General features: G+C 64.2%; 10 protein-coding genes and 3 tRNA genes. 8 read left to right on the plus strand and 5 right to left on the minus strand.

Annotation, left to right across the window (positions count from 1 at the left end; all coding sequences use genetic code 11):
- Positions 1–99: 99 nt before the first annotated feature.
- The 3 genes from ACYQML_RS16225 to ACYQML_RS16235 form a co-directional block, all read right to left on the minus strand.
- Positions 100–2304 carry a polysaccharide pyruvyl transferase family protein gene (locus ACYQML_RS16225; RefSeq protein WP_461233393.1) on the minus strand — a complete coding sequence of 735 codons (2205 nt, stop codon included), beginning with the start codon at positions 2302–2304 and terminating at the stop codon, positions 100–102.
- A gap of 358 nt (positions 2305–2662) precedes the next feature.
- Positions 2663–3988 carry a glycosyltransferase family 4 protein gene (locus tag ACYQML_RS16230; RefSeq protein ID WP_461233394.1) on the minus strand — a complete coding sequence of 442 codons (1326 nt, stop codon included), beginning with the start codon at positions 3986–3988 and terminating at the stop codon, positions 2663–2665.
- Positions 3989–4320: 332 nt separating this feature from the next.
- Positions 4321–4396, minus strand: a tRNA-Asn gene (locus ACYQML_RS16235).
- A gap of 206 nt (positions 4397–4602) precedes the next feature.
- Between ACYQML_RS16235 and ACYQML_RS16240 the strand changes: the two genes are divergently transcribed.
- A tRNA-Cys gene (locus ACYQML_RS16240) sits at positions 4603–4676 on the plus strand.
- A 57-nt stretch (positions 4677–4733) separates the two neighbouring features.
- On the opposite strand, the gene glpK is transcribed toward ACYQML_RS16240, so the two are convergent.
- Both glpK and glpD read right to left on the minus strand, forming a co-directional pair.
- Entirely contained in the window at positions 4734–6239 is a 1506-nt protein-coding gene (gene glpK, locus ACYQML_RS16245) for a glycerol kinase GlpK (protein ID WP_461233395.1), read from the minus strand.
- Between the two features lie 70 nt (positions 6240–6309).
- On the minus strand, positions 6310–7818 hold the full coding sequence (glpD, locus tag ACYQML_RS16250; RefSeq protein WP_461233396.1) for a glycerol-3-phosphate dehydrogenase: 1509 nt from the start codon (positions 7816–7818) through the stop codon (positions 6310–6312).
- Positions 7819–8342: 524 nt separating this feature from the next.
- On the opposite strand from glpD, the gene ACYQML_RS16255 reads away from it, so the two are divergent.
- The 7 genes from ACYQML_RS16255 to ACYQML_RS16285 all read left to right on the plus strand — a co-directional run bounded on the left by ACYQML_RS16255 (position 8343) and on the right by ACYQML_RS16285 (position 15650).
- Positions 8343–8416: transfer RNA gene (locus tag ACYQML_RS16255), tRNA-Gln, on the plus strand.
- A gap of 777 nt (positions 8417–9193) precedes the next feature.
- Complete coding sequence (locus ACYQML_RS16260) at positions 9194–10090, plus strand: quinone oxidoreductase family protein (RefSeq protein WP_461227066.1); 897 nt, start codon at positions 9194–9196, stop codon at positions 10088–10090.
- Between the two features lie 83 nt (positions 10091–10173).
- Positions 10174–10959, plus strand: coding sequence for an ABC transporter ATP-binding protein (locus tag ACYQML_RS16265; protein WP_056453610.1), 786 nt, complete (start codon positions 10174–10176; stop codon positions 10957–10959).
- Positions 10959–11879, plus strand: a complete 921-nt coding sequence (locus ACYQML_RS16270) for an ABC transporter permease (protein WP_056453607.1) — start codon at positions 10959–10961, stop codon at positions 11877–11879. Before ACYQML_RS16265 ends, ACYQML_RS16270 begins: the two co-directional genes overlap by 1 nt.
- A 165-nt stretch (positions 11880–12044) precedes the next feature.
- Positions 12045–12974 (plus strand): ABC transporter substrate-binding protein, encoded by a 930-nt coding sequence (locus tag ACYQML_RS16275; RefSeq protein ID WP_461233397.1) that lies wholly within the window; start codon positions 12045–12047, stop codon positions 12972–12974.
- A 67-nt stretch (positions 12975–13041) separates the two neighbouring features.
- Entirely contained in the window at positions 13042–14358 is a 1317-nt protein-coding gene (locus tag ACYQML_RS16280; protein WP_461233398.1) for an amidase, read from the plus strand.
- 35 nt (positions 14359–14393) lie between these two features.
- Positions 14394–15650, plus strand: coding sequence for an amidase (locus tag ACYQML_RS16285; RefSeq protein ID WP_056453598.1), 1257 nt, complete (start codon positions 14394–14396; stop codon positions 15648–15650).
- Positions 15651–15738 lie beyond the last annotated feature (88 nt).

The following is a 15738-nucleotide window of genomic DNA, read 5'->3' on the forward strand; positions in this document are numbered from 1 at the left end:
TGCTCCCCGGGCGGTGACGTCTCCGAAAGGGACGGAGTTCAGTTCTCCCAGATCGGCGCGTGGACTCGACGATATGACGCGTTCCGCGGAGCCGGAAGCCTAGAACTTGAGCGCTTTGAGCACCTTCGGCTCCACCGGCCAGGGCGTCGCATCGAACTCGACCGCCTTCGGCAGGGGGAAGGCCTCGAACAGGGCCTGGGGCGAGTAGGCCAAGGGACGCCATGTGGCCTTGATCCAGTCGAGGGCCTTGTCCCATTCGGGCTTGGCGCGCCGCTCCAGGCAGAAGGCGTTGAGGCGGGTCACACCGGCGCCGAGATAGAAATCCCGCACCCGGTGATCGACCTTCTCCTCATCGTCGTCGAGCTTGAGTTCACGGCCCTCGCCCTGGCCATAGGTGGCGAACCAGGCGCTCGGAATACCGTAGCATTCCGCGATCACGAGGCCGTGGAGCGAGGTGGAGAGGATGTGCCGGCAGGACACGATTTCCTCGACCTTGGCGCGCAGCGACGGGGCGTCACGTTCGGTGATCGTATTGATGATCCGGATATCGCCCTTGCGCTCGCGGGGGATACCGTAGCGCGTCATCACGTCGAGGACGGTGGCGGCGGGATCCTGGGAGGCGAGCTCGGTCAGGTGGACGATGACGCCGATCTCATGGGTCTTCGCCACATGGTCCATGGGCCAGAACTTGGGCAGCAGGTAGACCGGATCGCCGTAGATCTCCGGCACCGTGATGCCCTGCGCCCTCAGTACGGCGCCGGTCTTGGGGCCGCGCACGGCATGGACGTGGAACTCGGTCCCCGCCGGGCGCTGATAGGGCGCCGGGTTCGGACTGCCCGGCCTGCGCTGGGCATCGAGACCGGTGCCCCACATGTGGACCGTCCCGTTGGTGATGGCATGGCCGATGGTTCCGACCGCGACGAGACGCTCGGAATTGCTGTCGAAGGCCGCATGCCGCACGACGCGCCCGGAGATGACGGCGACCATGACGGCGCTCAGCGCGTCACCGAAATTGGCGTAGGGAAATTTCTGCGAACTGGCCGCCCAGGCCAGGGGGACCGAACCGGGCGGCAGGGTCGATTTAATGCGCTTCAGGAGAGCGACGGAGCTCTTTTTTTTTTCTAGCTTCGCCGCAGCATTTTCGCCAGCTGGCTCGGAGACAGTCTTTTCGGCCACAGCTCTCGCAGCGGCTTTGGGAGCGCCTTTGGGAGATTCGTCAGGAAATCGGGCGGCTGCCACTTTGGCACCTCCCGGAAATTCCTTGCGGTCCAGGCGGTTCAGCTCGCTGACATCGTGACGTAGTTTCAGGTCAGTCAGCGCCTTGTGCTCCCAGATCGTCTCGCCGGGCGCGGCGGAGATCGGGCTCAGATCGACAGGGAAGGCGTTGATCAGGGCATCGCCATCAAAGCTCTTCGGCGACCAGCTCTTGTCGATGGCCTTCATGATGGCGGGCCAGTCGCTCGGCTTGGGCCGCGGCTGGTTGTAGACATCGATCTTCGGCAGGCCGAGGCCAGTGTAGAGATCGACGATGCGCAGGTCGACATCCCCCTCGGGGGTGAGTTCCACCGATTGCAGCCCGTCTTTGCTCAGGCTCGGCGCGAAATACAGGCAGGGAATGCCGTAGGATTCCGCGATCACCATCCCGTGGAGGCTGGTGGAAACGATACGCTCGCAGGACAGGATCTCGTCGATCTTCGACTGAAGCGCGCCGACATGCAGTTCGGTGACGGTCGTGATGAGATGGACGTCGTCGGCGAGTTCGGCCGGAATTCTGAAGCGCGCGATCTCCTTGCGCGGCACCGCCTCCATCTCGCGATTTGCGAGCTCCGACAGGTGTAGGATGACACCGAGCTTGTAGCGCTTCTTGACGGTCGGCTTGTAGAAAAGCGGCAGCAGCCAGACTGGGTCACCGTAGGGAACGGCATGCGAGAGGGTCTTGGCCGAGAGGAGCGATTCTGAGACCGGCCCACGTGTGGCGGTCACGGTAAAGTGCGAATCCGCCGAAGGAACGAACGGCTTCTTTTCGTTCGCCGGCGCCGAGGGGTTGGCCCAGTTCGAGCAGCCCGTTCCCCAGAACCAGACCTCACCATTGGCGAAGCCGTGTCCGATCGTACCGACGCAGGACAGGCGAGGCGCGAAGGACTTCATCGGCGTTCTGCGGATCGGCTTGCCCGAGAGCAGCGCGATCATCACCGGGCTCAAGGCGTCGCCGAAGTTGAGATAGTTCATGTCCAGGGTCGAACCGGCCCAGGCCAGCGGAATCTCGCCTTTTTCACGCACGTACCGGGTGATGGATGTCGCCATAGATCACGTCCTCAATTCTTGGATTATCTAAACGAAAACGACGATCTCATCGTCACTGCACAACCTAGACCCACAACCATCAACACGATTGACGCTCTAGCTTTCGTCCCACGGCAATCAATATTTAGGAGCCAAACAAAGTCATATCGATGCTTAGGTGACTATAAACCCAGCAATCCAGCGCGACCAAAGATCTTATCCCGCCGACAGACAGCAAGGTCATCTCGCATTTGATTGCCTCGATCCCGAATCCATGGATCCTCTTCAAGTCATTGGTGCGCCTGATTAAGGCGGTTCCTGCGGGGTGTCCAGGGCAGGAGTTCACGTTAATGGGAAGGCAGCGAGGGAGCGACCAGCATCACGATGTCGTCTGAGAGACGCGCTGCCTGGCGGTGTCCTCCGGCGCCGGGGTCCCGTGGGACGGGGTGGGACGTTTGGCAGCCCGAGCGGTCTTGGCCTCCTCGTCCACACGGCGAAGGGCCGCCATGATCTGCCGGCCCGTATCAGTCCAGGTGGCGGGGCGATAGTTCCTGTCAATCTCGCGCTCCTTCTCTCGGAGCAACTCGGGATCGGTGGCATAGGCCTTGATCTTGTCGGCCCATTCCCTCGTCATATGGGGAGGGGCATAGTCGACGAAGTGCCGACCAACCTCGGGCAGGGACGTGGTCTTCGAGACGATGCCGAACTTACCAAAGCTCAGGGCCTCGGCCACCGGTAGCCCCCAACCCTCGTAGCGAGAGGGAAACACGAACATCTGGCAATTCTTGTAGAGGGTCCGCAGGGCCAGATCATCGACCTTTGCGAGGAAGTGGAGCTTCCGCGCCAGCAATGGCGTCCGCCTGATGATTGCACGCAGCATCATGCGCTTCCTGCGCTTGCTATGCCCGACGCAGACCAGGCTCGGGGCAGCCTCCTCATTGCCCTTGAAGGCCAATGACCAAGCCTTGATGGCGACCCGGTGATTCTTCCGCGGATGCACCGAAGAGACATAGAGGATGTAGGGCCCCTTCACCTTCAACGGCTTCGGTGGGGTGTTGTCACCGATCTGCGACACACCGAAATCGAGGGTCACGATCCGCCCGCAATCGAACCCCTGATAGGCGATCAAGGCTTCCGCGGTGGCGCGAGATGGCGTGAAGATCACGTCCGCCGTCTCGAGCACGAGATCAATCCAGCGCTTGAACGTCTCATGGGCTGAACGGAAGGTGAGCTTCGGCTGCTCGATCGGCAGCATGTCGTGGACCAGGATCGCCTTGCGGCAGGAGATGTTGGCGGATTTCAGCGCGCTGACGATGCCGGCATAATTCGAGCGCGACCAGCTCGCCCCGAGCATGACGAGCCACGGGGCGGACCGGGGCATGGAACTGTCGGCAGCCGCCGCCGGCTGGTTCTTGAAGATGCGGACATAACTCAGCTCCTCCACCGCCTTGGCGACGAGGGAGCGCCCCTTGACGGTATTGGTCCGGCCATAGGCCTCGATGAGCTCCAACATCGGGGCACTGATGGGCGCGAGCCGCCGTTTGAAGGGGGTGATGCCGATGGGAGTGATGACGCAGTCGAGATCGTCCGCCTGTATAGCGCTGGTGATCTCATAGACGACGCGTTGGATCCCGGTGATCGGCAACCCTCTTTTGAAGAAGGACACCAGATCCGTGTAGTCCATCAGGATGTTTGCAGACTTCATCGAACGTGCAATGCGGTTCCGACGATGGAGATAGACCGCAGCATGACATGCCCCCGTCTCTGACTGCCCCCGGAGTCAGCGATCTTTGCCATCGTTAGGAAGGCCCCGTCCGCTCGAGAACATAGAAGCTCAATGCGAGCACTACACGCCGAAAATATGACGTCCCCCGCACCGAGTGACGCTACCGCATTGCACTACCCACGCATAGCCGGTCCGGCGGAACGAAGCGGTCATGGATGGCCGAGGTTGAACAGGAATAGGTTTGAAATGAGGAGACCGCTCGGCCTCACACCCATACCTCGTTCGGCGTCACAATCGACCGAAGAGGAAATTGGCTCCCCGAGTAGGACTCGAACCTACGACAAAGCGATTAACAGTCGCTTGCTCTACCAACTGAGCTATCGGGGACCACGGCGGGGTCTCTACACACGGCTTTGGCGGGACGCAAGGCCTCTTCGCATATTTGTCGGCTTTGTTTACGGCCTCGCCTCCGTTTGGCCTCCTGTCGCGGAATCCCCGTTGCGGACGGGGCCCGGGCTCTGTAAGAGACCGGTCACCCCGGATCGACCGTCCGATCCGGAGGCGCCATTCCCTCATCGATGGGATGTGCGAGAGGCCTCGTGGCGGAGTGGTTACGCAGAGGACTGCAAATCCTTGCACCCCGGTTCGATTCCGGGCGAGGCCTCCAATTTCTCTCTCGATGGGTCACGGTGAGGCGAAGAAGCCCGGCAATGGCCGACCTTCCTCATCCCGTCGCTTCCGTCCACCCGAACGAACGCGTCACCGCCTTGCCCCAGGCGGCGTAGAGCCGGTTGCGCCGGTCCTCGTCCATTCGTGGGTGCCAGCGATGGTCGACGCCCCAATTGGCGACGAGGTCGCCCGTGCCGGCCCAGTAGCTCGTGGCGAGGCCTGCCGCGTATGCGGCGCCCAGTGCCGTGGTCTCGGTCACCTTCGGGCGCAGCACCGGCACCGCGAGGAGGTTCGCCTGGAACTGCATGAGGAGGTCATTGCGGACCATGCCGCCATCGGCCCGTAATTCCTTGATGGCGATCCCCGAATCCGTCTCCATCGCCTCGATGACCTCCCGGGTCTGGTAGGCGGTGGCCTCCAAAGCGGCGCGGGCGATGTGGCCCTTGTTGGCGTAGCGGGTGAGGCCCGCGATGATGCCGCGCGCACTCTCGCGCCAATGCGGCGCGTAGAGCCCGGAAAAGGCCGGCACGAAATACACGTCGCCATTGTCCTCCACGGTGCGGGCGAGGGGCTCGATCTCGGCACTGTCCCGAATGAGGCCGAGATTGTCGCGCAGCCATTGCACCAGGGCCCCCGTAATGGCGATGGACCCTTCCAGCGCATAGACCGGCGCCTGATCACCGAGCCGGTAGGCGAGGGTGGTGACGAGGCCGCAGGTGGAGGGTACCGGCGCCGTGCCGGTATTCATCAGCACGAAACAGCCGGTGCCGTAGGTGTTCTTGGCCTCGCCGGGAAAGAAGCAGGCCTGGCCGAACAGGGCCGCCTGCTGGTCGCCGAGGATGCCGGCGATGGGAACCCCGGGGAGGGCGCCGCGCGTCTCGCCATAGACCATGCTCGAGGAGACGATCTTCGGCAGCATCGCCCGCGGGATGCCGAAGGCCGAGATCATGCCGGGATCCCAATCGAGGGTATCGAGAGCCATGAGCTGGGTTCGGCTGGCATTGGTTGCGTCGGTGACGTGCAGACCGCCCGCGGGTCCGCCCGTGAGGTTCCAGACGAGCCAGCTATCGATGGTGCCGAACAGGACATCCCCGGCCTCCGCCGCTACGCGGGCGCCGGGTACCCGGTCGAGGAGCCAGGCGAGTTTGAGGCCGGAGAAGTAGCTCGCCAAGGGTAGCCCCGTGACCGTCCGGAAGCGGTCCTTGCCGCCATCGCGCGCGAACTCGCTCACGAGCCCGTCCACTCGCGTATCCTGCCAGACCAGGGCGTTGTGAAGCGGGCGCCCGGTGGCGCGATCCCAGATCAACGTCGTCTCGCGCTGGTTGGTGATGCCGATGGAGACGAGGTCGGAAGCGACCAGCCCCGCCATCGCCAGGGCCTCGCGCATGACGATGCGGGTGTTGCGCCAGATCTCGTTCGCGTCGTGCTCCACATGGCCGGGGCAGGGATAGATCTGCTCGTGCTCACGCTGGGCCGACGCGACGATTGCGCCGCCGCGATCGAAGACGATGAAGCGCGTGCTGCTCGTGCCCTGATCGAGGGCACCGACATAACGGGTCATGGCCGCCTCCCATCCTTGGAGCGTGTCGTTCCTGTACGGCTCGCGAGGCCGGGCGCGAGTCCATCGGCTCTCAGGCTGCGCTGGCCTTGCCGGTCATATAGTCTTCGAGCCGGGCCTGTCCCTCGGGTGACAGATGCAGGCCGAGTTTCGAGCGGCGCCAGAGGATGTCCTGCGCGCTGCGTGCCCATTCGCGATCGATCAGGTAATCCACCTCCGCCGCCGTGAGTCCCTCTCCGAAATCGGTGCCGAGATCGGCGAGGCTCCGTGCCGGGCCCAGTAGCTCGTCCGTGCAGGTGCCATAGGCACGGGCCAGGCGCCGCGCCATCATCGGCGGTAGGAAGGGCCGTCGCGCCATGAGATCGCCGAGGAACCTCGTGATATCGGCATTCGGCAAGTCGCCGCCGGGAAGAATCCCAGTGGCGGTCCAGGCGGGCTTCAACCCCGGTCGATAGGGGGCGAGCTTACCGATCGCGTGTTCGGCGAGGCGCCGGTAGGTGGTGATCTTGCCGCCATAGACCGAGAGCACGGGCAGGCGGCCATCGCGGTCCGAGACATCGAGGACGTAGTCGCGAGTGACCGAAGAGACATTCGTGGCGGCATCGTCGAAGAGCGGGCGCACGCCCGAGAAGCTCCACACCACGTCGTTGGGGCTGACCCGAGCCCGGAACGACCGGTTGATGCAGTCGCAGAGATAGCGGGTCTCGTCCTCGGAGATTCGGACCGGGCCCGGCTCCTCCCCATGGGGCACATCCGTGGTACCGATGAGGGTGAAGTCGCGCTCGTAGGGGATCGCGAAGACGATCCGCCCGTCCGGCTGTTGCAGGATATAGGCCTGCGCGCCGTCATAGAGCCTCTTCACGACGATATGGCTACCCTTGACGAGCCTGACCGTCGCACGGCTTGCGAGGCCGAGCGTGCGCCCCAGGGTCTCACTGACCCAGGGACCAGCGGCGTTGACGACCATGCCCGCACGTACGGTCTCGCGGCGGCCGGATACAACGTCGCGGATTGTGGCGACCCAGGATGTCTCATCGCGATGGGCGGATTCGACGGCGGTGCGCGTCCGGATTTCGGCGCCGCGCTCGCGCGCATCCATGGCGTTGAGCACCACGAGGCGGCTATCCTCGACCCAGCAATCCGAATAAGCGAACCCGCGCGTCAGGCGCGGCTGCAACGGCGCGCCCAGATCCGTGCCTTGCAGGCGCAGGGAGGCCGAGCCGGGCAGGGTCTGCAGGCGGGCGAGGTGGTCGTAGAGAAACAGACCGAGCCTCAGCATCCAGGCAGGGCGTAAGCCCTCGTCGTGTGGCAGGACGAAGCGCAGCGGCCAGATGATGTGGGGAGCGAGCCGCAATAGGCGCTCGCGCTCGGCCAGTGCCTCCCGCACCAGTCGGAACTCGTAATGTTCAAGGTAGCGAAGACCGCCATGAATGAGTTTCGTCGAGGCGGACGAAGTGAACTCGGACAGATCGCCCTTCTCGCAGAGCAGCACCCCGAGGCCGCGCCCGGCCGCGTCGCGAGCGATACCCGCGCCGTTGATGCCGCCGCCAATGACGAGAAGATCGTATTCGCGCGCGCTCAACCCGCGACCTCCCTCGCCCCATGGCGGGAGCGCTCTTGTCCGGCGGGGCTCATTCCACGCGGACCCTGTGACGTTCCTCGAACACTGACGGTCCCTGCCCAAAACGCCGCCGGAATGAATCGGGCCTCACGCTCTCTTCGCCAACCCCGGACAAGTATGGATGTTTCGGTGAGCTGACATTTACGCACGATTTTCCCATCGGACGAATGGCCCCACGGCCGCAGCACATACGGCCAGTCAGGAGCGGGGGCGCGCGTGCGTCGCGTCGGGAATGCGTGACATGGATGTCGGCGGGTTGCATCTCCCTCGGCAAGGCCGGTCTAGGCTGGGCGGGGAAGTCGACTCCGCCGCCCGCGAGACGCCGACCGTGGAAATCCATCCTCGGTGATTTTGGCGTCATCGGGGTGGTTGACCGGACGGGAGCAGTGGCTTATGCGAACAACCTCGTTCGGAGGCGCTCACGAAGCTTCCGGCCCAGTTCGAAGAGCGGCGGTAAAAAAACGCCTTGTCTTCAAAGGGTTCGTTGGGGGATAGTTTAACGGTAGAACAGTGGACTCTGACTCCTCTAGTCGAGGTTCGAATCCTCGTCCCCCAGCCACTAATTCAGCCTGTTAGGTCAATGACTTAGCGGGCTTTTTAGTGCCCATGGCTGCCCGGAAATGTATTGCAACGGCTCGCATCACGGTTCTTGATTTTACAACGGGTTACGACTGGTGGTCGGCTGGTCTATGCAACATGAGAGCAACACGGTTTGCTCTAGTCACCAGCGGTGCAATGCAAGGGCAACCCGCCTATTCCGCTCCGCCTTACGCGGCGGCCAGATTGGACGTGAGCGGGTCGCTATCCACCGGTCTGGCGCCGCCGTTGCGTCGGCAACGCCGTGTCGACAGGTCGAATCGCTAGGTCGGCTTGCGGGTCCGCTGAAGCCCGCCCGCGTTCAGCCATAACTCCTGGCGCCGTTCGGCGGACCGCAGAATCAATCCGATCAGCATGCGGAACGTCTGCTTTTGGGCAGGCGGCGAACTTCCGCTTATGGCGCACAGCAGCGATAACGAACGGCTGGGATGGGTGGCAAGCGGACTATCTGCTTTTGACAGCGTAAGGTCATTAACCGGACATCGCTTCCAGCTGAGCGATGGTATGTCCTCAATGATCCGTGGTTGCCCCAACGGAGCTGGGGGCGCCGGGGAATAACACCTTGGCCGTGGCGGCTGGATCCAACGTGTGCGACAGCCTTCGACGAGGCTTATCACCCCTTTACCGCATCAGGCTGTCACGGAGTCGCATTCGCATGGTCACGAGACGCGTCGTCAAGCTCACCGAGTTCGGCTCGCCCCAGGTGCTATCGATCGCGACGGAGGAGCTTCCACCGCCGATGGCGGATGAGGTGCGGATTCGGCAGACGGCCATCGGCTTTAACTTCATCGACATCTACCAACGCAAGGGCATCTATCCGCTTCCCCTACCAACGGGCCTTGGCTTCGAGGCGGCGGGGGTCGTCGATGGCGTTGGTTCGGGTGTCACGAGCATCCGGATCGGCGATAGGGTCGCCTACATGAACGCTGGCGTCGGCGCCTATGCAAACCTTCGAAACGTCTCTGCCGACAAGCTCGTCGCATTGCCGGACACGGTGAGCGACGAGGCTGCGGCAACCCTGCTGTTCAAGGGGATGACGGCCCAGTACCTGTTGCGGAAGACACATGCCGTGCAGGCTGGCGACCTTCTGCTCGTGCATTCGGCCGCCGGCGGCGTTGGGCAGATCCTGACGCGGTGGGCGACGGCGCTGGGCGCCACGGTCATCGGCACCACAGGCTCACCCCGCAAGCGGGAGGCCGCGCTCGCCGCTGGGTGCGTGGATGTCATCGACCTCAACGATCCGGAATGGCCTGAAGCCTTCCTGGCAGCGAGCGGCGGTCGAAAGGCTCGTGTCGTTTACGACGCGATCGGCAAGGACACCCTGATCAAGTCGCTCGATTGTGCGGCACCGTTCGGTCTCGTTGTTTGTTACGGTGCCTCGTCCGGCAAGGCCCCAGCGGTCGACCCGGAGCTACTCAACAAGAAGGGATGCCTCTTCCTGACGCGCCCCTCCGTCTTTCCCCACAACGCCGACCCGGCGACCTTCCGTGCCAATGCAGCCGACTTGTTCGAGGCCATCGCCCAGGGTCATGTCAACGTCGACATCGGGTGCCGCTTCACGCTCGATGACGTCGTGGAGGCCCACGTTGCTGCGGAAGAGCGTCGCTTTGGCGGCGCCTTGCTCATCAGTCCATAGACCGGCGCTCGGCGAGATTTTTTGCATCCATAATTACGTTGGCCTGAGGTTTGCTGGAGCCGCCCCTCACACATGGAGGGTTCATGACGGTTCCCGAGGTCCAACTCAGCCTGGACGGCATCCGCAAGTCCTTTCCCGGCAAGGGCGGTCCGGTCCCGGTCCTCGACGGTCTCAGCTTCGATATCTACGAGCGCGACTTTGTCAGCATCATCGGCCCCAGCGGCTGCGGCAAGACGACGGTGTTCAACGTCATCGCCGGACTTCTCGAACCCGACAGCGGAACGATGACGTTTCGCGGGGAGGTGGTGCTCGGGCTCCAGGGCCGGGTCGGCTACATGATGCAGAAGGACCTGCTGTTTCCCTGGCGGACAGTCCTGCAGAACGTGATGCTCGGCCTGGAGATGAAGGGCGTCGACCGGGCCCAGGCCCTCGACACGGCCCGTGAATATCTCTCGACCTTCGGTCTGTCGGGCTTCGAGAACGCCTACCCCAAGATGCTGTCCGGAGGCATGCGGCAGCGGACGGCGCTGATCCGGACCCTGATCATGGATCCCGACATCCTGCTCCTGGACGAACCCTTCTCGGCCCTCGACTACCAGACGCGGCTTTACCTCGAAGGCGTGCTCCTCGACGCGGTGGAGACCTTCCACAAGACCGTGGTGCTCGTGACGCACGACATCGACGAGGCCGTCGCCCTCTCCAAGCGCGTCGTCGTCCTGGGCAATCGTCCCACCAAGGTGAAGTCCGTCCACGAGATCGGACTCGATGCCCGTTCGCCCATCGGCGCGCGCAGCGATCCGCGCTTCTCCGACTACTTCCAGACCCTGTGTGGCGAACTAGAGATCCAGACCCGTCAGAGGGCGGCCTGATGGCGACGCACACCTTGGAAACGTCGGAAGCCTTGAAGACGTCCCAGAACCTAAAATCTTCCTCCCCAGCATCAGTCCGGTCCGCCAAAAAACCTGTTGCCCGGCCCCGCGCGAAGCCGGGCGCCCTAGCGCGGGCGGCGGATACGACACTCGGGCGCGGCATCATCCAACTGCTGGCGGTCGCCGTGTTCTTTCTTGCATGGGAGATCGCGGTCCGAGCCGGCTGGCTCACGGAATTCCTGGTCGGTGCCCCGTCGGGCATCTGGCGGGTCTTCCTCGCCTCGATGCTGGACGGATCGCTGCCGGTTGACACCTGGTACACCGTGATCGAAGCGATCATCGGGTTCCTGATCGGCACGCTCCTGGGGTCGCTGGCCGGCCTCGGCCTCTGGTACTCGGCCTTCGTGGCGCGACTCGTCGAGCCCTTCATCGTGGCGATCAACTCGGTGCCGAAGATCGCGCTGGCCCCGATCGTCATCCTGTGGTTCGGCACAGGCTTCGTCTCGAAGGTGGCGCTCGCAGTTTCGCTCACTGCCCTCGTGGCCCTGATCGCCGCGTATCAGGCCGCGCGCGACGCCGACCCCGACCTGCAGGCCCTCCTGGCCTCAATGGGCGCCTCGAAGAACCGCATTTTCAAGAGCGTGATCGTGCCTTCGACCCTTCCGGCCATCATCGGGATGTTCCGCATCAACATCGGCTTCGCCCTCGTGGGCGCGGTGGTCGGCGAGTTCATCTCGTCACAGCGCGGCCTCGGACACCTAATCTACTCGGCCTCGAGCCTCTACGACCTCAATACCGTCTGGGTCGGATTGTTCGTGCTGATGTTCGTGGGCTTCCTCCTCTACCACGTGATCGATTTCGCCGAGCGTCGCATTCTGCCCTGGCGGCAGATCATCACTGCCGGCCAAGTTCAGGTCTGATCTCTGACCACCCGCGCCGATGGGCCTGCTGTCGTCGGCCGCACTGCGTGATCGACGCGGGGCACAGGCTTTCCAAACTCCTGCTTACCGAAGATTTGTCGAAGAAGGGCCTCACGGACGATCCGTTCCAAGCGTCTGCGTCTCTCAACCTCCCTGGCAGTGACCGTGGGATTCGCCAGCCTCGTGGCATTGCCGGCCCGCGCAGCGGACAAGGTCACGGTGTCGCAAGCTTTCCAATCAATGCTCTACCTGCCCTTCTACGTCGCCATGGATGGCGGCTTCTTCGCGGGCGAAGGCGTCGAAGTGACGAAGGAAACGGCGGGCGCCCCAGCCGTCGCGCTCTCGGCCGTGATCTCGAAGAGCGCGCAGTATTCGATTCACGGCCCCGAATGGACAGCCATCGCTGCTTCGAAGGGCGCGCCTGTGAACGTCGTGGCGAACGTGGTCAACGGGGCCGCGGTGTGGATTGCCACCACCCCGGATGTGACTTTCAACGACGTGAAGGATCTGAAGGGTCAGAAGATCGTCACCGGGCTGATGCCGACCACTAGCACATCGCTGTTCCTGAAGCTCCTGAAGGAGAACGGTCTCAAGCCCGAGGATGTTGAGATGACCCAGGTCCAACTCGGCTCCGAGCCAGGCCCGCTTCTGGCCGGACAGGCCAAGATTGCCGTGATGTACGAGCCGGGGCTCGACCAGGTGGCCGCCAAGGGCATGAAGGTCGTGCTGAGCTTTCCTGAGCGCTATGGCCCCTACGCCTTCTCGGCCGTAAGCGCCCGCAAGGACGTCGATCCCGCCATCACTCAGAAGGTCGTGACTGGGATGCAGAAGGCGATCCGCTTCATGCACGCCGAGCCCGAGAAGACGATTGCCATCGCCAAGAAGCAGTTCCCGAACCTTGACCCCGCCGTGGTCGAGGCCGCGGTCAAGCGCATGATGCGTGAGAAGGTCTATCCGGATAGCGTCGACATCACCGCTGAGGCCCTCAAAACCGGCATGGAGACGCAGGTCGCGCTCGGCAATCTCTCAGGCCTGCCTGACTACGCCACCTTCGTGCGCCGCGACTTCATCGAGAAGAGCCTCGCGGCGAACTGAAGCCGCGTTTTCCGAATGCCGCGCCGCGTCGGCGCGGCATTCGGCTGCGCAAGACAACGGAACCTCGATGCTCAACCAACTCGGTCTCGTCGATGCCCTGTGGGCGTTTCGTGATGGGCGCGTTTCGCCCGGCGATTACCTCGCGGCCAGCCATGATGCAGCCCTTGCCCGCTCGGATCTTGCCGCCTTCACTGTTCTCTCGGCGGATCCCGCGCCGGGAGACGGAGCCTGGGCTGGCATCCCCGTTGGGGTGAAGGACATCATCGCCACTGCATACATGCCGACCACGAACGGCTCACCGGTCTATGCGGACCACGTGCCCGCCGCGGATGCCTGGATCGTTGCCCGCCTGAAAACCCTCGGCGCCTCGGTGCTCGGCAAGACGGTCTCCACCGAGTTCGCTTGGCGCCATCCGGGACCGACGCACAATCCCTGGAAGCGCGGACATACGCCGGGTGGCTCATCGAGCGGATCAGCAGCTGCCGTAGCGGCCGGTATTGTTCCCCTGGCCCTCGGTACCCAGACCTTCGGATCGGTGATCCGGCCGGCCGCCTATTGCGGGGTCGTCGGTCTCAAGCCGAGCTACGGCGCCATTCCACGGGTCGGCGTTCATCCCCTTGCCCCCTCACTCGACCATGTCGGCCTGTTCACCCGCTCGGTGACGGACGCCGCCTTCGCCCTAGCGCATCTGATCGGCCAGGACGAAGAGGACCTGCACGGCCGCTCGCTGCCGAGCTTTTCCGTCGACCTCGACACGGGATTGGCGCCCCGTGAGTCGCCGCGCCTCGCGCTGCTTCGGACCACGATCTGGGACAGGGCCGAACCGGAACAGCGCGCACTGCTCGAATCCACGACGGCAGCTTTCCGAGCGGCCGGAGCCCATGTGTCCGACCTCGTGCTCCCGGCCGCCTTCGAAGGCTTGTGGGAATGCGCGCGCACCATTCTCGCCGTCGAGGCCAGCGCCTGCTTCGGAGCTCTGGTGGAACGTTTCCCCGGCCGGACGAGCCAGCCGCTCAAGGATCTCGTCGCGGAAGGTGCGCAGATCCCGGCAATTACCTACGTTGAAGCCCTACGACGGCAGGCCGATCTGCGGGCGGACCTCAATGCGGTGCTGGCAGGCACCGATGCGGTCCTCACCCTGCCGGCCTCCGGCCCTGCCCCAGAAGGGCTGGTCTGGACTGGCGACCCCGCCTTCTGCGTGCCTTGGACCTGCCTCGGCGTTCCGGCCGTCGCGCTTCCGGCTGGGGAAAGCCAAGGGCTTCCGCTCGGGATCCAGCTTGTGGGCACCTACCGCAATGATCTTGCGCTTCTGCGCACAGCTCGCTGGTGCGAGACGGTCCTGGCCCGTCCCATCACCTTTCCCGTCTTCGGCCCCGCCTCCTGAAAACCCGCACATCGCGATCATCGGAACGCTGCCCCATGCTGTCCCTCCTCTCGCTGCGCAAGCAGATCGATGCCGGCTCACTCACGCCGCGCGAGGCCATTTCCCTCTCCGAGGCCGCGATTGCCGAGCACGAGCCTGAGATCCAGGCGCTGGTCAGCCGAAATCCCGATCCGGTCGTACCAGAGCGAGGTTCCCTCGCGGGCATCGCCGTAGGAGTGAAGGATATCCTCGACACTGCGGACCTGCCAACGCAGATGGGGTCGCCGATTTACGAAGGCTGGCGCCCGCGCGCAGATGCGGCCATCGTGGCACGCCTGAGGCGGCTCGGCGCCGTACCGCTGGCTAAGACCACCACAACGGCCTTCGCCTTCCTGGACCCGACACAAACCCGAAATCCGCGCCACCTTGGCCATACGCCGGGCGGTTCGTCGGCGGGTTCGGCCGCCGCTGTATCAGCGGGGATGCTGCCGCTGGCGCTGGGCACACAGACCGGGGGCTCAGTGATCCGCCCGGCCGCCTATTGCGGAGTGGTGGGGATGAAACCGTCCTTCGGGCTCCTGCCCACGGTGGGCATGAAATGCTTCTCCTGGACGCTCGACACGCTGGGCCTATTCACCGCGGGCGTCGCCGATGCCGCCCACGCCCTCGCGCTAATGACGGGGCGTCCGGGTCTCGACCTTCCAGCAACAGAGCTAGGCACGCCGCGCATCGGCGTCGTCCTGCAGGATTTCTGCACCGCTGCGGAGCCCGAAGCGCTGGATGCCCTCGAACGCGTGCGGGCTGCCGCCGAAGCCGCCGGAGCCCGCCTGCGCGATGTCGGCCTGCCAGCGGTCTTCGCCGAAGCCTTCGGGCTTCATGGCACGATCCAGGATTTTGAGGCGGCCCAGGCGCTGGATTGGGAATACACCACGCATCGCGCGGACCTCGGACCACTCCTGGGCGCGCATCTCGATGCCGCGCAAGGCGTGTCGCCCAAGTCCTACGATGCGTCCTTGAAGGTGGCGAATCGCGCCCGGCGGCAATTGCCCGATCTGTTTGCAGAGCACGACGTGGACGTGATCCTGACGCTCTCGGCGCCCGGCCCGGCGCCGGAAGGCTATGCCAGCACGGGCGATTCCCGCTTCAACCGCCTCTGGACGCTGATGGGGGTTCCTTGCGTGACCGTGCCGGTGGGAAGCACCCCGGCCGGGTTGCCGCTCGGCGTGCAGATAATTGCCCGCCTTGGCGACGATGCCCGGGCCCTCACGGCCGCACACTTCGCGGAGACGGTGATGCATGAACACCATCGCTGATGCGAGCTATTCCCATAGGCTAGTAAAACGGCACGCAGAATGACCGCTTTTAGGTCTCGCGTAAGGGGACTGCTACGGCAAGGTTGGG

It is taken from the genome of Methylobacterium sp. CM6244 (assembly GCF_054817885.1).